Origin of the sequence: Clostridium tertium (assembly GCF_017873245.1) — a bacterium.
Classification (GTDB): Bacteria; Bacillota; Clostridia; order Clostridiales; family Clostridiaceae; genus Clostridium; species Clostridium tertium.
In genome coordinates, this window is sequence record NZ_JAGGJY010000019.1 from 13,042 (window position 1) to 30,046 (window position 17,005).

General features: G+C 26.1%; 21 protein-coding genes. 4 read left to right on the forward strand and 17 right to left on the reverse strand.

From position 1 onward, the window contains the following. Positions 1–126: 126 nt before the first annotated feature. Together J2Z25_RS16520 and J2Z25_RS16525 are read right to left on the reverse strand one after the other, a co-directional pair. A complete protein-coding gene (locus tag J2Z25_RS16520) occupies positions 127–1,155 on the reverse strand; it encodes a pyruvate kinase (RefSeq protein ID WP_209741348.1) in 1,029 nt (342 codons plus the stop codon). Between the two features lie 157 nt (positions 1,156–1,312). Then, complete coding sequence (locus J2Z25_RS16525) at positions 1,313–1,744, reverse strand: hypothetical protein (protein WP_008679666.1); 432 nt, start codon at positions 1,742–1,744, stop codon at positions 1,313–1,315. A 117-nt stretch (positions 1,745–1,861) separates the two neighbouring features. Here J2Z25_RS16525 and J2Z25_RS16530 point away from each other — a divergent pair, with 117 nt between their 5' ends. Beyond that, positions 1,862–2,350 carry a DUF4883 family protein gene (locus J2Z25_RS16530; RefSeq protein ID WP_209741349.1) on the forward strand — a complete coding sequence of 163 codons (489 nt, stop codon included), beginning with the start codon at positions 1,862–1,864 and terminating at the stop codon, positions 2,348–2,350. A gap of 113 nt (positions 2,351–2,463) precedes the next feature. Here the strand turns inward: J2Z25_RS16530 and folK are convergent, their stop codons facing one another. From folK to J2Z25_RS16565, 7 genes are read right to left on the reverse strand one after another with little or no spacing between them, the layout of a single operon-like run. Further along, positions 2,464–3,279, reverse strand: coding sequence for a 2-amino-4-hydroxy-6-hydroxymethyldihydropteridine diphosphokinase (gene folK / locus J2Z25_RS16535; protein ID WP_209741350.1), 816 nt, complete (start codon positions 3,277–3,279; stop codon positions 2,464–2,466). 10 nt (positions 3,280–3,289) lie between these two features. Continuing rightward, positions 3,290–4,099, reverse strand: a complete 810-nt coding sequence (gene folP, locus J2Z25_RS16540; RefSeq protein WP_008679669.1) for a dihydropteroate synthase — start codon at positions 4,097–4,099, stop codon at positions 3,290–3,292. A 26-nt stretch (positions 4,100–4,125) separates the two neighbouring features. After that, the gene (locus tag J2Z25_RS16545; RefSeq protein ID WP_209741351.1) at positions 4,126–4,599 is read right to left on the reverse strand and encodes an HD domain-containing protein; all 474 of its coding nucleotides are present in this window, start codon (positions 4,597–4,599) and stop codon (positions 4,126–4,128) included. A gap of 11 nt (positions 4,600–4,610) precedes the next feature. Continuing rightward, positions 4,611–5,165, reverse strand: coding sequence for a GTP cyclohydrolase I FolE (folE, locus tag J2Z25_RS16550; RefSeq protein ID WP_008679671.1), 555 nt, complete (start codon positions 5,163–5,165; stop codon positions 4,611–4,613). After that, on the reverse strand, positions 5,165–5,920 hold the full coding sequence (locus J2Z25_RS16555) for an aminotransferase class IV (RefSeq protein WP_209741352.1): 756 nt from the start codon (positions 5,918–5,920) through the stop codon (positions 5,165–5,167). Before J2Z25_RS16555 ends, folE begins: the two co-directional genes overlap by 1 nt. Continuing rightward, positions 5,920–7,269: an aminodeoxychorismate synthase component I gene (gene pabB / locus J2Z25_RS16560; protein WP_209741353.1), complete on the reverse strand. Its 1,350-nt coding sequence runs from the start codon at positions 7,267–7,269 to the stop codon at positions 5,920–5,922. The genes J2Z25_RS16555 and pabB overlap by 1 nt, the downstream gene beginning before the upstream one ends. Further along, the gene (locus J2Z25_RS16565; RefSeq protein WP_209741354.1) at positions 7,262–7,855 is read right to left on the reverse strand and encodes an anthranilate synthase component II; all 594 of its coding nucleotides are present in this window, start codon (positions 7,853–7,855) and stop codon (positions 7,262–7,264) included. The genes pabB and J2Z25_RS16565 overlap by 8 nt, the downstream gene beginning before the upstream one ends. A 132-nt stretch (positions 7,856–7,987) precedes the next feature. Here J2Z25_RS16565 and J2Z25_RS16570 point away from each other — a divergent pair, with 132 nt between their 5' ends. Further along, positions 7,988–8,824 (forward strand): PHP domain-containing protein, encoded by an 837-nt coding sequence (locus J2Z25_RS16570; protein WP_209741355.1) that lies wholly within the window; start codon positions 7,988–7,990, stop codon positions 8,822–8,824. Between the two features lie 111 nt (positions 8,825–8,935). On the opposite strand, the gene J2Z25_RS16575 is transcribed toward J2Z25_RS16570, so the two are convergent. The 6 genes from J2Z25_RS16575 to J2Z25_RS16600 form a co-directional block, all read right to left on the reverse strand. Beyond that, the gene (locus tag J2Z25_RS16575) at positions 8,936–10,195 is read right to left on the reverse strand and encodes an MFS transporter (protein ID WP_209741356.1); all 1,260 of its coding nucleotides are present in this window, start codon (positions 10,193–10,195) and stop codon (positions 8,936–8,938) included. Positions 10,196–10,296: 101 nt separating this feature from the next. Beyond that, entirely contained in the window at positions 10,297–11,514 is a 1,218-nt protein-coding gene (locus tag J2Z25_RS16580) for a MerR family transcriptional regulator (protein WP_209741357.1), read from the reverse strand. A 129-nt stretch (positions 11,515–11,643) separates the two neighbouring features. Continuing rightward, positions 11,644–11,862, reverse strand: a complete 219-nt coding sequence (locus J2Z25_RS16585) for a phage holin (RefSeq protein WP_008679681.1) — start codon at positions 11,860–11,862, stop codon at positions 11,644–11,646. Between the two features lie 132 nt (positions 11,863–11,994). Further along, positions 11,995–13,392, reverse strand: a complete 1,398-nt coding sequence (locus J2Z25_RS16590) for an aminopeptidase (RefSeq protein ID WP_209741358.1) — start codon at positions 13,390–13,392, stop codon at positions 11,995–11,997. A gap of 64 nt (positions 13,393–13,456) precedes the next feature. Beyond that, positions 13,457–14,365, reverse strand: coding sequence for an HPr(Ser) kinase/phosphatase (hprK, locus tag J2Z25_RS16595; protein WP_099346434.1), 909 nt, complete (start codon positions 14,363–14,365; stop codon positions 13,457–13,459). A 12-nt stretch (positions 14,366–14,377) separates the two neighbouring features. Continuing rightward, positions 14,378–14,569 carry a DUF896 domain-containing protein gene (locus J2Z25_RS16600; protein WP_008679684.1) on the reverse strand — a complete coding sequence of 64 codons (192 nt, stop codon included), beginning with the start codon at positions 14,567–14,569 and terminating at the stop codon, positions 14,378–14,380. A 328-nt stretch (positions 14,570–14,897) separates the two neighbouring features. Here J2Z25_RS16600 and J2Z25_RS16605 point away from each other — a divergent pair, with 328 nt between their 5' ends. Next, positions 14,898–15,098, forward strand: coding sequence for a hypothetical protein (locus J2Z25_RS16605; RefSeq protein ID WP_099346433.1), 201 nt, complete (start codon positions 14,898–14,900; stop codon positions 15,096–15,098). 435 nt (positions 15,099–15,533) lie between these two features. On the opposite strand, the gene J2Z25_RS16615 is transcribed toward J2Z25_RS16605, so the two are convergent. Further along, complete coding sequence (locus J2Z25_RS16615) at positions 15,534–15,932, reverse strand: hypothetical protein (protein WP_097033800.1); 399 nt, start codon at positions 15,930–15,932, stop codon at positions 15,534–15,536. 12 nt (positions 15,933–15,944) lie between these two features. Then, complete coding sequence (locus J2Z25_RS16620) at positions 15,945–16,214, reverse strand: DUF1292 domain-containing protein (protein ID WP_008679687.1); 270 nt, start codon at positions 16,212–16,214, stop codon at positions 15,945–15,947. Positions 16,215–16,376: 162 nt separating this feature from the next. Between J2Z25_RS16620 and ytaF the strand changes: the two genes are divergently transcribed. Continuing rightward, positions 16,377–17,000 carry a sporulation membrane protein YtaF gene (ytaF, locus tag J2Z25_RS16625; RefSeq protein WP_142690393.1) on the forward strand — a complete coding sequence of 208 codons (624 nt, stop codon included), beginning with the start codon at positions 16,377–16,379 and terminating at the stop codon, positions 16,998–17,000. The last annotated feature ends 5 nt before the right edge of the window (positions 17,001–17,005 follow it).

Sequence of the window (17,005 nt, forward strand, 5' to 3'; positions counted from 1 at the left end):
TTAAATATTAATATGATACTTTAAAATATATATTAGTAAACACATTTATATACATATAAAAATAATAAAATCATTGCAACTCCTAAAAGTACCCATAATACTGAATAAATGATATTTTCTATCTTCTTACTCATTTTTACCACCTATGTTATAGTACTCTATTGCATTTTTTAAGAACTTAACAGTTTGAATAGGTGCTTTTCCTATAGAAGTTTCTCCTGCTAATAAAAATCCATTAATACCACATTTAATAAATTTATAAATGCTTTCAATTTCTGGTAAAGTTGCAGGATGTCCGTTCTTCATGCTATTTAATATATGTGTAGCTACAATCACCTTTTTATCATTTTCCTTTATAGTTTTAATAGCTTGCTCTTGAAGGTTCACAGCATTTAATATACCTGACTCAGGTACTAAATCTCCCCTACCTATAATAATAGAATCTGTTAATTCTAAAATTTCTTTAATATTATTTATACCAGTAGGTGTTTCTACTTTAGCCCATAGCTTGCACTTATTATTTGGATACTTTTCTTTTATTAATTTATTTATTATATTTATATCTTCTTTTCTTTCAACGAAAGATTGACAAATTATATCTACGTCATTAGCTAACGCCCATAATATATTTTCTTTATCTTTTTCACTTAAAAAAGCTTTATCATCATATATATTAGATAAATTACATCCCTTTCCACCTCGTATAATTCCACCTCTAAGAACCTTAGTCTTTATTACACCCTTATCTATTTCTATAATTTCAAAATTCATAGTATTATCCTTCATAGAGATAGCTTTTATATCACTTTTTATTATTTCTTCAGTACCTATTGTTAAAGGAATAAGCTTCATTTCTTTAAGTTTTGAAGTATCTATACTACTATAGAAATCTTCTCCACAAAAATATACTTCTTGTCCATTATAAATCTTATATATATATTTTAACTCTTTAGATACCCTTATTTTTTTCCCACATAAATCAACCAGTATATGTACATCTCTTTTTATCTCCTTAGAAAACTTTATTACATATTCAAATTCTTCTTTATTAAAATGAGAACAATTCAACCTTAATATGTCTACTCCATTTTCTATAAGTTCTTTAATAATCCATTTATCTGTAGATTTTGGTCCTATAGTAGCTATTATCTGCATCATACTCTCCCTATTATTACTAATACTTATTTCTACTACAAAAACTATATTTTTATTACTAAAATCTCTTTATATAATTTCATAAAAATATGATATGAAATTATATTTTCCAAGCAATTTCATACCATATTCAGACTATTATTTTTACTATCACACATTATAAATTAAAATTAGCTAATATATTAACTATTCCTTCTATATTTAATTTTTCCATTATCTCTTCATTTTCTAGTGGTACCCTTATATATAACCCAGGTGCATTTATATTTTTTAGCAAGTAAAGATGCTCACCTTTTTCACAAATCGTTTTTTTTAGGTTATCCTTCAAAAGATTTTCTACCATTTCACAGCAAACTTTTGAATTTCTATCATAGAATATTTCACATATTGAAATATCCTTTTTAAATTCTATTCCAACATAAAAATCTATATTAGTTATATTCGCAATAAGAACTTTTTCTAATAAGTTTTTCCCCATATTTTTATTTTGATTTTTAGATAAATCTACAACAAAATTTCCTGTTTCCTTTAATCCTTGTGAAATGGCATTTAAAATTCTAGTATTATTTATATCTATTCCGTACTTCACCCTGCCTCCAAGGAAAATTGTTATTAGTTTATTCTATTCTCTTTTATTTGAAAATGTTCTAAAGTCTTTTTCATAAGAATAAGTTTATATATAGCTTATTATTTGAGGAGGTACATCGTGAAGAAATATTTTTTTGCTTTTAGTTCTGTATTAATTATATTTTTATTTACTGGTTGCAATTTTAATAAGTCACAATACATAAGACCAAAATCTAAACCTAGTAATAATTACTATACGAATGAAATTCAAGAAAAACTAAATAATAAAGAGTCATATACCATTAAGATTTTCGATTTAAATGTATATAAGTATTATAGTGTTAATGAGGATGAACACAGTATTTTACCTGAATTTATAGAATCCTTAAACAATGAAAACTATGGATCTGAAATAGAAAAAGAGCTTACTCCTGAATATAAATTAATTATAGAGTTTTCAAATGCAAAATATATAATCAATGCATATAATGATAAATTAATATCAATTCATCCTTGGGATGGAGTTTATGAGGAAGATATTATTTCTATGGAAGGTGTCTCTGATTATTATAATTTATATAAATTTTGTGAGTATATAAAGAAAGTCTCAAGTGGATTTGAAGGATAGTTTTAAAGACAGTAGATACACTCTTGTTTTTACCAAAGTCTATCTACTGTCTCATTTTAATCTAACTTATTTTTTATCATAAAATTATTTTAATTATAATTTTATCTACTATTTTATTTTTTTATTTCTTCTAATATTCTAAACACTCTTTTTTTATTTAAAGGATGTATCATGTTAGGAGCTATTTCATTTAATGGAGCTAATACGAATTCTCTTTCCTCCATCCTAGGATGTGGTATTGTTACAAAATCATCACTTGTTACTAAATCATCGTAAAAAATAATATCTAAATCTATTACTCTTGGTCCCCATCTAAATATTCTTTCTCTTTTCATATCCTTTTCAATGTCTAAAAGTAAAGCCATCAATTCTCTTGGGTTTAATATAGTATTTACTTCTATTACAGCATTTTTGAAGCTATCTTGATTTTCATATCCCCAAGGTTCTGTTTCTATTATAGTTGACTTTTTTATCATCTTTATTTGTTTATTGCTTTTAATTTTTTCTATAGCAATATTTATGTTTTCTTCTTTTTCTCCAATATTGCTACCTAATGCAATATAAGCTTTATGCCATCCTCTATTTATTTCCACAGCTGCTGTATCTAAATGTCTTCCTATTGGTGCCCATGGCTTTTTTAATAATACTTTTATATTTTTAACTAAATCATAATTATATAACACATATTCTGCTATCTTTTCTGCGGCAGTTTCTATTAAATCATAACTTTCTTTTTGAAACTCTTTTTCTATATTATGACAAAGCTCTCCATAATGAACAGACTTTGTTAAATCTCCACTTTTAGATGCTAAACTTAAATCTACATCTAATTCTAAAGATAATATAAATTTTTGTCCAAGAGATTTTTCTTCATTAAACACACCATGATTTGCAAATATCTCCACATCTTTTAAATATAACTTATCCATAGCCTACCCTCTATTTCATTTTTAATATTTTATCAGTCATAATGCAAGCTCTTTTATTTTCAAGTACATCATGTACTCTAACCATTTTGCATCCTTTCATTATCCCCATTACAGTAGTTGCTATCGTTCCTTCTACTCTCTCATCTACTGGTAATTCTAACGCTAGTCCAATCATTGATTTTCTTGAAGTTGCAAGTAAAACAGGGAATCCTATATTTACGATTTGCTCCAAATTATTCATTACAATTAAATTTTCTTCGTAATTCTTAGCAAATCCTATACCTGGATCTAAAATAATATTTTCTCTTTTTACTCCAGCATCTAAAGCTACATTTATACTTTCTATTAAATCTTCCAATACATTCTTCATTAAATTTGTATAAGGTTTATCTTCTCTATTATGCATTAATATACATGGAACATTATATTCTGCTGCTACTTTAGCTATATTTTCATCTTTTTTAAATCCCCATACATCATTTATAATATCAGCTCCTGCTTTTATAGCTTCTTCAGCAGTTTTACTTTTATAAGTATCTATTGATATTAAAACATCTAACTCACTTTTTATAGCTTTAATTATTGGAACAACTCTTTTTATTTCTTCTTCTTCAGACACATATTCTGCTCCTGGTCTTGTTGATTCTCCACCTATATCTATTATATCGGCACCTTCTTCTACCATTTGCTTTGCTCTTTTTACAGCTTCGTGAGTTTCATTATATTTGCCACCATCAGAAAAAGAATCTGGAGTTACATTTAATATTCCCATTATATAAGTTCTTTCATCTAAATTTACTATTTTATTTCCTATCTTCATATTTCTCTCCCCTTTAGCTTATGGTTTTATAATATTATAATTTTATTTTTCTTATTTTCATCCCAATAGCAATCATTATAAGATTTACAATTAAAACAATTTCTTGAAAGCTTATCGCTTTTATATATTATTTTTGAAAGCTCATCATCACTTTCCTTTCTATGCTCTTTTATGCATTTAATAATTAATGTTTTATCTGCATCAGAAAAATTTGTATCTTCCAATATTTCTGCTGCTATTATAGCACTTCCCTTATGATGATCTATTCCTTCATTATATTGTAAGACTCTTCCTATATCATGTAATAATGCTATTGAGTATATTACTTCTTTATTATATCTTAATCCTTTTTCTAGAACAGTTATATAAGCAATTCTTGCAACATCTAAAAAATGTTCAAGAGTATGATTACAAAATTCTCTATTTATTTCTAATTCATTTAATTCATTTAATAAGTTTTTATATTTAGGATTATTTAGAATTTTATTAACATTTTCCAAAAATCTACCTCCTATTTTAATAAACTCATTACTTCTTTTCTTAATTCGTAATCTTCTTTAAAACATCCTCTATATGTTGTAGTAACAGTTTTTGTCCCTGGCTTTTTCACACCTCTCATAGTCATGCACATATGTTCACCTTCAATTACTACCATAACACCTTCTGCATTTAAATATTTCATTATTGCATCAGCAACTTCTGTTGTTAATCTTTCTTGTAATTGTGGTTTTTTCGCATAAACTTCTACGCATCTTGCAAGTTTTGAAAGTCCTGCAACCCTTCCTTTTGGTATATATGCAATATGAGCTTTACCATAAAAAGGTACAAGATGATGCTCACACATTGAATAAAATGTTATATCTTTTTCAAGTACTAAATCATTACCTTCAACAGTAAAAGTTTTGGACAATTCATCTTCTGCTTCTTTTCCTATTCCTGAAAAAATTTCTTCATACATTCTAGCTATTCTATCTGGAGTATCTAAAAGCCCTTCTCTATTGGGATCTTCTCCAATACCTTCTAATATTAACTTTACTCCTTCTAATATCTTTTCTCTATCTATCATTAAACGCCCCTCCTATTTTCAATTTTTGATTCATACTCTTCTCTAATCTTAATTGTGATTTTATTTTCTGTCAAAATTCTATTTTCAAATTTACTTACACCCATTATACCTAATAAACTATTTGTTATAAATATTTCATCAGCATTCATCACTTCATCTAAGTTTATTTCTTTTTCTACTACTTGAAAATTTTTAATTACATAATCTCTAACTACTCCTGGAAGTAATCCACTTTTAACTTCTGGAGTCAATATTATGCCATCTTTCACAATAAATATGTTAGATAAACTGCCTTCACATACATATCCTTTTTCATTTAAAAATATAACCTCATTATATCCTTCTTTTAAAGCCTCTTCTCGTTCTAAAAGATTTTCTAAATAATTCATAGATTTTATATATGTTAATTTCGATGTAGAATTTTTTAATGTTCCAGCTACCTTTAATGAAAATCCTATTAAATAATCTCCACTTTTATATACTAGTTCTCTAGTTTCTAATACCATATTTTTTTCAGTCACAACTATCTTTAAAACACAATTTTTTATATTAAAATCCTTTATTATATTATTAATATCTTCTACTTCAACTAATTCTCCAATTTGTAGCATATTAATACCATTATTAAGCCTATTTATATGTTCCTCTAAAAATATTGGCTTATCTTTTACTAGTATAGTTTCAAATACACCTCTTGCAAAAAAATATCCACTATCTATAGTTATCTTATCTTTTCCTACTATTACATTTCTCATTATAATACCCTCATTAAAGCTCTTGCTTTATCTAGTGTTTCATTATACTCATCTTCTTCTATAGAGTCATAAGTTATCCCACCACCAACTCCAAAGTAAGCTTTATTTTCTTTTTTAATAATTGTTCTTATAGCTATATTAAAATCTGCATTTCCCCTAAAATCAAAATAGCCTATGGAGCCTGTATAAAGGTTTCTTTTTAAACCTTCTAATTCTTCTATTATTTCCATAGCTCTAATTTTAGGGGTTCCTGTTATAGATCCTCCAGGGAAACATTCTCTTATACACTTTACTGCAGATACATCATCCTTTAATATTCCCTCTACAGTTGAAACTAAATGGAATACTGTTGCATATTTTTCAAGTTTAAACAGTTCAGTTACTTTTACTGAGTGAGGTTTGCATACCTTACTTAAATCATTTCTTTCAAGGTCTACCACCATTAATAGCTCAGCTCTATCTTTTTCACTATTTATAAGCTCTAAACTATTTTTTATATCTTCTTCTTCATTTTCTCCTCTAGGTCTTGTCCCTTTTATTGGTCTTGTAACTACTTTCCCTTTATTTATTTCTATAAATCTTTCAGGTGAAGAACTTATCACTTGAAAATCTTCAAAATTCATATAAGCAGAAAAAGGTGCCTTATTTATAGTTCTTAGCTTCTTATATATTTCAAAAGACTCTTCTTGATTTTCTGTATAAAACCTTTGAGTCATATTAGCAATATAAACATCACCACTTACAATATAGTTTTTTAATTTAGTAATTGCATTTTTGTAATCTTCTTTTTCAAAGTTAGATTTAAAATTACTATTTACTGATTCAAAATTTTTCTCTTTTATTATAGTTGCCAAACTTATCTTTTCTTCTAAGTAATCTAACTCCTCATTATAACCATAATCAGTTATTGATGTTATGTATTGTTTGTTATTTTCTAAATCAAAAACTATTATATTCCTATAAAAAATAAACTTCATATCGCTTATATTAAAATCTTCATCACTTGTATCTGGAAGCTTCTCCAATATTCTTCCTGTATCATATGATATATATCCTATTCCTCCTGAAATAAGAGGAATATTGTTATAATCATTATCATCACATTTATATTTTTCTATAAGGCGTTCTAAAACTATAAAAGGTTCACCTTCAACTTTTACTTTGTTAATAAATGCCTCTTGTCCCTTTGATTCAAAAATCATAAATGGATTTATTCCTATAAATGAAAATTTAGATAAAACTTTATCTTCTTTAGATGAATCTAATAATATTGTATTTATTTCATCCTTGAAAACATTATACACCTCAAGAGGATTATAATTTATTTTAACTTCTCTTACTTTAACCATTCATATCCTCCTTAAAGTTCTTTGATATTTCAATAAAATTCTTTATTATTTTATGTCCATCTTCTGTCATTTCAGCTTCAGGATGAAATTGAACTCCAAAGATAGGATATTTTTTATGTTTTACTCCCATAACTACATCATCTTCAGTATAGCTAGTTACTTCTAAAGCATTGCTAAGATTTTTATCATCTATTATAAGTGAATGATATCTTGTTACCCTTAATGGATTTTTTACATCTTTAAATATGTCTTTATTTGAATGATTAATATAACTTATTTTACCGTGTACAGGCTCTTTTCCTTTAATTATACTACTAGAAAAATAATGACCTATACACTGATGACCTAAACATATTCCAAGTATAGGCTTAATTCCTTTGAAATTATGTAAAATCTCTAATGATATCCCTGCTTCAATTGGTGTCTTTGGTCCTGGAGAAATTATTATTCCATCTATATCTAATTTTTCTATTTCTTCAATTGTTATCTTATCATTTCTATATATTAAAACTTCTTCTCCTAGCTCTTCTATATATCTAACTAAATTAAATACAAAAGAATCATAATTATCTATCATTAAAAGCATAAATATCCTCCATGTTTTGTATTAAAAGTAAATCTATTGTGTTAAAATATTTTTAATGAATAGATTATATCATAATAATATATAACTTTAAAATTTTAAGTTATATATTATTAATTTGAAAGGAGAAGATATATGTTTAAATGCGATTTGCATATTCATTCTATTTGCTCTGATGGTAGATTTACTCCTAGCGATATAGTAAAAATGGCAAAAGAAAAAAACTTAGACTATGTTTCATTAACAGATCACGATACATTAACTGGTATAAAAGAAGCTTTAAGTGAAGCAGAAGCTCTTAATGTTAAACTAATTCCTGGAATAGAACTATCTACAGAATATAATGGAGAATCAATTCACATTTTAGGCTTTTTTAATAAAGATAATTATAATAATCCAGAGCTTAATACTATATTAAATGAATTTAAAGAAAAAAGAATTTCTAGAGCATATAAAATAGTTGATAACTTAAAAAAATATCACAATATTGAAATTGATATAAATAAAGTTTTATCTAATGGGAAGGATACTATTGCAAGGCCTCATATAGCAAAAGCTATAATTGATGCTGGTTATCCTTACGAGCATGATTTTATATTTGATAATTTTATAGGTAATAATTGTCCTGCTTATATTCCATCAACTAAGCTCTCTACTAAAAAAGGGATTGAGCTATTAAAAAAATATAATGCTTTAGTTTTTTTAGCACATCCTGTATTAGTTAAAAAGACTCCTGTTATAGATATATTAAATTTAGGATTTGATGGACTTGAAGCAATTTATTATAAAAATACAGAAAAAGATACAGAGAAATTTTTAAAACTAGCTAAAGATATGAACTTATTTATTTCAAGCGGATCTGATTGTCATGGAATTCCTAATGATGAAGGGCACGGAAGTGTAGGAGATGTAAATATTCCTCAAGATGATTCTATAATCTCAATGCTAAATTGGGTACTATCCTACAATTAAAGAGCTGTATACAACAGCCCATTAATAATATAAATTGAAATATTTTAGTGTAAAATGCTATACATAATTTATATTTTACATTCTAAATAAAGAGGTGTCTCAGGCATCTCTTTATTTCTTTGATATAAATTTATAGAATATTGTACTTACTATTAATACTGAAATTCCTCCAAATAAAACTACTACATAAGCTTCTATACTTTGAAGTAAAATTCCTGATATTAAATATGATATAGGTACAACTACCTTTACTATACTTATTGTTAAACTTAAAGATCTTGCTCTAAATTCTTCTTCTATATTGGTTTGTAAAGTATATGAAAATGGAATATCAACTAAAGATATACATACTCCCATAAAAATCATTATAACTAAATAGTAAATAACATATATATTTATATTGCTTATGGTATTAATAAAAAGCGGAATAGAAAGTAATATCATATTCACAGACATAATTATCCCTGTTATTGAAAATATACTATTTAATTTATATTTAGCCATGATCTTCTTTACCATAAATGCACCTATTATCATTCCTACTGGAATTGCTCCCTGAATTAATCCAAAACTTTTAGTTGGAATTTCTAATATATTATTTAATATAATTGGTATTGGAATCGTAACTGAAAAGGATATAAAGAAATTAAATATTATAAATATAGCTAGAATCTCAATAATGTATCTTTTACTTATTAAATATTTAAAGCCTTCTGCTATTTCTTTAAAATAATTTAACTTCCCTATAGCAATATTTTCATCAGATTTTTCTTCTAATTCACTATTAGAATTATATTTAAAATCAATTAAAGTATCTAGCATAGCTGAAACTAAAAATGAAATAGAATTTATTAGTATAAAAGACTCTATATTAAATATAGCAAAAGCTATCCCCCCAAATACTGGACCTAGCACCGATGATATGGAATCTATTATCCTATTCCCTGCATTAATATTAACTATTTTTTCTTTTGAAACAATGTTAGGTATTGCTGAATCTATGCTAACATCAAATATAATATTAATGCTAGTAACAACAAAAGTGCTTAAATAAATAATTCCTGTACTTAGGCCTTTCCAATTACTAATTAAATATACTATGAATAGAAATACTCCATTTAAAAGATTAGCTGTAACTACTAATTTCTTCTTATTAAATTTGTCAGCTATAACTCCTACAATTGGATTTAGTATAATTATAGGTAATATACTTAAAATTAGCGTTGTAGAAAAACTAATACTAGATCCAGTAATCTTTAACGTATATAAACTTATTGCAAAAGTATATATAGCTGTCCCAAATATTGATATTAAGCTTCCTAGATAAAATAAGATAGCATTTTTATCTTCTTTATTTTTTATAAGTTTCATACTTATCACCTCTAGAAAATTCTATAATATCTTCTATACACCATATCAAGTATCTAATTTTTATATTTTTATTTAAATTAAAAGAAAAGATAGGGTCAACCCTACCTTTTTCCAAAATACAAATATGAGTAAACTTCTTCACTATTTGAAAAATAATCTTCATATATACTAGGTTTATTTAAATAATCTGATTTTTGTTCTGATATCATATTAAAGTTATATTTGCTTATCTCTTCCTTAATATGATTAATATTAAAATTCTTTCTATTTTCCTCTTTTATAAAATTACTTAATGCAAATTTTTTAAATAAAATATATGATAACCCAACATATGAATCTTCTTTTAAATACTTTAATATATCTTTAATAGAAAAATCATTTTGCTCAAACCAATAATTACTACTACCTCCATAGTCTAAAAATAAATCAATGGATTTTGCCTTTATTGGTATATATTTAAAATCAGTACAAATAAACATTATATTCTTTTTTAAATCACTTCTTTCAATTAATGATTTCAAGTAAATATGCTTTCCAATATTATTATCTATAGCAATATATATACTACTATTATCTAAATCATTATATAAATTTCTTAATAAAAAACCTAATCCAGTTCCTATTTCTAAGATTACCTTATCACTAAAATTAATTTGACAAAGCTTATTGCATGTCCAATCTAATCCCTTTCTTACATTTAAAATGTAATTTTCATCAGTTTCTTTTATATAGTCTTCAATAATATTGTTATATATTTCATTACTACTTTTTTCTAAATATTCATCAACAATTAATATTCCAGATTTTACGCTGTACCCCTTACCACAAGAGCATTTTAATTTTCCATCTAATATGTAGTTATCTTTTATATTACCCTCTTCTAAATATAGATTTCCTCCACAAACAATACATGATAATAAGTTCAAATTTTTAATATCTATTCCTAAATTAAAATTTCTTTTTACCTCTATTTCATTTATATCCTTTATTTGCTTTATCAATTTATTATCTATCTCTACTAATTCATTTATTTTTTTATTTATTTCCTTTTGCTTTAAAGTAAATATATCATGCAATATATTATTTTTTTCAGTAACACTAAGCTTTCCCAATGTCTCATAAACAAAAATAGACTTTATTTCATTTAATGTGAAGCCTAATGATTTTAGCTCTAAAATATTTTCAAGCTCCTTTTGACATTTTTCATTAAATTCATATTGGGCTCCATTTTTATACGGTATTATAAGTCCTAAATCTATATAATGCCTTACAGTTTCTATACTTATTTTATTTATTTTACTAAACTCCCCAATTTTCATATATACTCTCACTTTTCAATAATATAATAACTTAATTTTATATTAATTTATTATGGCTTTCAAATACTTCTAATAATTAAATAGAGATATTATTAAAAATAATATCTCTATAAATAATTATATTTAAATTTATTTACCTATTCTTTTATCGTCATTAAACCATTTGGCTTGAGTTGTAGGATTATTAACTATGCCTAATGCAACTAATATAGATAATATTGTATTAGTTATAGTTTGATATTCTTCTGGCACTATGTGTACACCAAAAGCACTTAAAATCATTGGTATTAATGCAAGAATAGAAACCCATAAACCATAGTTCTTAAATCTTGACCAATCAAAATTCATAGTAAATCACCTCTTGTCTATGATATATTTTATTCACTAAAATCTAATTATGTGAATAAAATATAAAACTGTATCAATATATGTAAAAAACTAATATTGATACAGTCTTAACTCTATTCTTTATTAAACTATTTATTCTAATTCTTCCTCTAAGAAAGCCTTATATCCTCTCATAGTTTCATAGATATCTAGCTTACTTGCTACTTCCCAAGGAGCATGCATATTTTGAAGCGCTACACCACAATCGATAACTTCCATATTATATTCTGCTAAAATATATGCGATCGTTCCACCGCCTCCTTGATCTACTTTACCAAGTTCAGCTGTTTGGAATAAAACATCATTTTTATCCATAACATTTCTAAGCCATGCCATAAATTCTGGATTTGCATCATTACATCCTGATTTTCCTCTAGCTCCTGTATATTTACTAAATACAAGACCCTTACCAAAATATGCAGAGTTTTTCTTTTCCATTACAGAAGGATAATTAGGATCATACGCAGCTGTAACATCTGCTGATAACATCTTTGAATTTGCTAATGCTCTTCTTAATTTTAAGCTTGAATAATCTCTAAGTCTATCCATTACTTCAGCAACAACATTTTCAAAGAATTTTGAGTGCATCCCAGTTGCTCCATTACTTCCTACTTCTTCTTTATCAACCAATAATACTACTGAAGTATATTTGCTTTTATCTAAATCTAAAAGAGCCATTAATGAAGTATAAGCACAAACCCTATCATCTTGACCATATGCCATTATCATACTTCTATCTAATCCATATTCTCTAGCTCTTCCTGCTGGAACTACTTCTATTTCTGCTGATAAGAAATCTTCTTCTTCAAAATCATACTTTTCTTTTAGCATATTAAGAATATTTGCTTTAACAGCATCCTTTTCGCATCCTTCTAAAGGCATATTTCCAACTAATAAATTTAAATCTTCACCTTCAATAACTGCATTAGCTTTCTTTTGAAGTTGATCTGCAGATAAATGTATTAAGAGATCAGATATTCCTACAACAGGATCATTATTATCTTCACCAATTACTACATCAATTTTTGTACCATCTTTCTTAACAACAACTCCATGTAATGCTAAAGGTAATGTAACCCATTGATATTTTTTTACTCCACCATAATAGTGTGTTTCCATCATAGCAAGGTTAGAATCTTCATATAAAGGATTTTGCTTTAAATCTAACCTTGGAGAATCTACATGAGATCCTATTATTCTCATACCTTTTTCAATTGGCTCCTCACCAATAAGAAATAGTGCTAATGCTTTATCCTTATTATTGATAAATATCTTATCACCAACTTTTAAAGTCTCCCCATTTTCTATAACTTCTTCTAAATCTCTATATCCTAGAGCAATAGCCATGTCTACACTTGTTAAAACACATTCTCTTTCTGTTTTGCATAAAGACATATAATCTATATATCCTTTACAAAAATCAAATAACTCCTCTTTCTTATCTCCTGTATATTTTAACCAAAGATTTTTTTTATCTTCCTTTTTGTCCATATTAGCCCTCCTAATTTTATTTATTGTAATTATTATTTAAATCTATACTATATTAATATAAGTATTATTCTATTATCTTATCCATTCTACTTTCAATTATATCTACTGGAGTAACATCAGACATAAGTGAATGTCTATAATTTACAGCAGCAGCTTCTATTATAACAGCAATATTTCTGCCTGGTCTTACAGGAACTCTAAGTTTTTTAACCTTAACCCCCAATATATCTTGACGATCATCATTTAATCCTAGTCTATCGTAATCCCCATCATCTTTCCAATGCTCAAAATGCATAAGTAATTGTATGTCTTTTTCAGGTAATATGGAACTTAATCCATATAATGATGCAACATCTATTATTCCAATTCCTCTTACTTCAAGCATACCTATAGTAATTCTTGGCGACCTACCAATTAGTTCCCCATCAATTTCTTTTATATCTACTGCATCATCAGTTACTAATCTGTGACCTCTTTTTATAAGTTCTAAAGCAGTTTCACTCTTGCCAATCCCACTTTCTCCTGTTATTAATATTCCTATTCCATACACATCAACCAACACTCCATGAAGTCTAGTTTCTGGTGCTAATTGACCGGTAAGATAAATTGTTAATTTACTAATAAACTTTGTTGTAACAAGCCTAGTTCTCATGAGCCAAATTTTATTTTTCTTAGCTGCTTTTAATAACTCCTCTTGAGGTTCTAAATCCCTTGTAATTACTAAACATTTTAAATTGAAACTAAAATATTTGTCTATTCTTTTCTTACGAAGTTCAAGAGCCATAGCCTCTAAAAAACTCCATTCAGCTTTTCCTATGACCTGTATTCTTTCAGGAGCAAAATAATTATAAAATCCTGATAGCTGTAATCCTGGTCTATTTATATCATTGACAAATATTTCTATATCTTTTTCCCCTTCGACTAATACTTCCATATCAAAATCTTTTATTATCTTTTCAACTGTAACTGACAAATTTATCACCCTTTAATTTCTTTTTTTTGGTTCTACGGTTTCTAGTTGAGCTCTAAAATTATTTTTTACACTATCTATATATCTTCTTCTTAAAATTTGTTGTTCTTCTTTTTCTAAATCGTTTAATCCCTCTTCCTTACTCTTCTTATAAAGTTCATTAATTCTTTTTATTACATCATCAATTTTCATGTTTTGATAATCCATCTTTAGTTCTCCTTTTATTTTAATTTTAATTTAACTCTTTCTTATATTTTACCCTCTATTTAAATCAATATCAACTTATATAATTTCGACAAATCACTTACCATTATTTTACAAATTACTTTCTTAACATTTTTTATTTTTAATCAATATCCTTTACATGATTTTCATTATGTTCTATAATATTACAAATTATGATAAAAATTACAGTAAAAAATTAGACAAATTTGTTGTTATTTGTTTTATGAATTCATTTTACATTTTTACACTTTTTGGTATAATATTGTTATAACGAGATGTATTTTGTAAATAGATGGAGGTGCTACTAAAAATGATAAAGAATTGTAGGAGACAAATACTACTAAAGAAAGCTATACTTAACTTCTTGTTAGGATATCTTTCTCCAAGCAACAAATTAATAATTTATCTTTCACAAGATTTGGACAAGCTAATAAGTAAATCACAAAAGAATATCTATAAAAGATATATTAGAAAACACATTGGTAGCAACCCTTTGAAAAAGGTTGCTTAAATAGTCTACTAAATATTTATTATGTGTAAATTTCATGATTACTTTATTTATAAATTAGTTAAATATAATTCCTTATAAATCAAAAAATATAGAAACTTTTTTAGCTATTAGCTTAAAAAAGTTTCTATATTTTTTCGATAAAAAAACACCTTATCAAATAAGGTGTCATTAACAAATATATTCCCAACATGCCGTTCACTTAAATATTCATACCTGCGGCTCGCAGGTGGGTTAAGCTCACTAATTCGCTGCCTTCTCCTGCCACATAAAGTGAATTACTGAAGCCTGACATTGTTTTAGTTGTTGCAAATCCCGTATCAATAATGTAGGTTGAATATTATAAGCTTAGCGCACATCTCAGGATTTATTTTATGATTTTATTATATCATAGATTATTTCATATGCAATAGAATTTTTTTCATATGTATCTATCAATTAGCAAATAAATTCTTTGACAACATCCTCAATAGATAAATCACTATCTTCCTCAGTAAATAATGCCATAAATTGAATGCTTTCACAATTTACTGAATCAATTTGAAAAGCCATAACCTCTCCTGAAATTTCTAACTCTTCAACTATTTCTTCAATTATATCAACAACTTCATCATTTCCATATTCATAAAGGTAAGGAATGAAGTATTCTTTATACCATTGAATACTTTCTTCTTCATAATCACTTTCTTCATTTGAATAACTTCTTGCTGCCTTTAAAACATCTTCATCAAAATCTAAAAAGAATTTTACTAGGAATAGACCATCTTCTTTTTTTAATTCTTCAATTTCAGTTAAACAATTTTCATCTAATATTTCTATAATCTTACTACAATTCATAATTTCCTCCAATTAATATAACAATTTTTTATATTCCTTTTTAACAGCTAAAAACTCCTTATCATCCTCTACTAAGTTTAACTCTTCTTTTCCATTTACATCATCTACTCTAAAGACATATACATCTTCGCTCTTTTCATCCATTGGAGCTAATAATAAATATTCTATTTCTTCTAAGTAAATTCTTGCTACAGCTTCAAAATCTACTTTATTCCCATCTTCATCTAAAAAGCTCATTATCTTCTTTTCATTATCATCTAAATTTAGTTCTTTATTATCCATTTTGTTCTCCTTTAATTTAATTATCAAATAATATTTTATATTTAAAAAAGATTTTTTACCACTATTTTTTTACTTTATTATATTTATATACAATCAACTTTTGTAACTATATGCATATTTTTTTCATATTATGAAGTAATAATAATTTCAGAGGACAAATTTATGCTAGAAACAATATTATTAGTTTTATCAGTATCAATAGATTCATTCCTAGCAAGTATTGCATATGGAACTAGTAAAATCAAAATCCCACTGACCTCTGCTTTTATAGTGGATATAATCTCAGCTAGCATGCTAGGATTTTCCCTTCTAGTTGGTGGATTCCTTCAAAATTATATATCTGCTAATGTTGCAAGAATTATAAGTTTTCTTGTACTTTTTCTTTTAGGAGTATATAGACTTTTTGAAAGCTTATTAAAATCTTATATAAAAAATAAATCAAATAATTTATCTCCATTAACTTTTAAATTATTTGATTTTAATGTTGTTCTGCAAGTATATGCTGACGAAACAAAAGCTGACTTCGATAAATCTAAAATACTTACATCAAAGGAAGCTTTATACCTTGCATTTGCCCTATCGTTAGATAGTTTAGCTGTTGGATTTGGTAGTAGTCTTATATCTATCAATTATATACAAGTTTTTGCAGTTGCTCTTTTAATTGGTATAGTCGCTATTTTACTTGGTGCTTTTATTGGAAAGAAATTTGTTGAAACTACAAATATAAATCTTTCATGGTTGTCAGGTGCAATGCTTATAATTTTAGCTTTTTTAAGAGCATTTTAAAGGCT

Bases quoted from the DNA above. Each gene is read 5' to 3' on its own strand.
- J2Z25_RS16520 (WP_209741348.1), bottom strand. From the start codon at position 1,155: ATGCAGATAATAGCTACTATAGGACCAAAATCTACAGATAAATGGATT.
- folK (WP_209741350.1), bottom strand. From the start codon at position 3,279: ATGGATAAGTTATATTTAAAAGATGTGGAGATATTTGCAAATCATGGT.
- folP (WP_008679669.1), bottom strand. From the start codon at position 4,099: ATGAAGATAGGAAATAAAATAGTAAATTTAGATGAAAGAACTTATATA.
- folE (WP_008679671.1), bottom strand. From the start codon at position 5,165: ATGATAGATAGAGAAAAGATATTAGAAGGAGTAAAGTTAATATTAGAA.
- J2Z25_RS16555 (WP_209741352.1), bottom strand. From the start codon at position 5,920: ATGAGAAATGTAATAGTAGGAAAAGATAAGATAACTATAGATAGTGGA.
- pabB (WP_209741353.1), bottom strand. From the start codon at position 7,269: ATGGTTAAAGTAAGAGAAGTTAAAATAAATTATAATCCTCTTGAGGTG.
- J2Z25_RS16565 (WP_209741354.1), bottom strand. From the start codon at position 7,855: ATGCTTTTAATGATAGATAATTATGATTCTTTTGTATTTAATTTAGTT.
- J2Z25_RS16570 (WP_209741355.1), top strand. From the start codon at position 7,988: ATGTTTAAATGCGATTTGCATATTCATTCTATTTGCTCTGATGGTAGA.
- J2Z25_RS16575 (WP_209741356.1), bottom strand. From the start codon at position 10,195: ATGAAACTTATAAAAAATAAAGAAGATAAAAATGCTATCTTATTTTAT.
- J2Z25_RS16580 (WP_209741357.1), bottom strand. From the start codon at position 11,514: ATGAAAATTGGGGAGTTTAGTAAAATAAATAAAATAAGTATAGAAACT.
- J2Z25_RS16585 (WP_008679681.1), bottom strand. From the start codon at position 11,862: ATGAATTTTGATTGGTCAAGATTTAAGAACTATGGTTTATGGGTTTCT.
- J2Z25_RS16590 (WP_209741358.1), bottom strand. From the start codon at position 13,392: ATGGACAAAAAGGAAGATAAAAAAAATCTTTGGTTAAAATATACAGGA.
- J2Z25_RS16600 (WP_008679684.1), bottom strand. From the start codon at position 14,569: ATGGATTATCAAAACATGAAAATTGATGATGTAATAAAAAGAATTAAT.
- J2Z25_RS16605 (WP_099346433.1), top strand. From the start codon at position 14,898: ATGATAAAGAATTGTAGGAGACAAATACTACTAAAGAAAGCTATACTT.
- J2Z25_RS16615 (WP_097033800.1), bottom strand. From the start codon at position 15,932: ATGAATTGTAGTAAGATTATAGAAATATTAGATGAAAATTGTTTAACT.
- J2Z25_RS16620 (WP_008679687.1), bottom strand. From the start codon at position 16,214: ATGGATAATAAAGAACTAAATTTAGATGATAATGAAAAGAAGATAATG.
- ytaF (WP_142690393.1), top strand. From the start codon at position 16,377: ATGCTAGAAACAATATTATTAGTTTTATCAGTATCAATAGATTCATTC.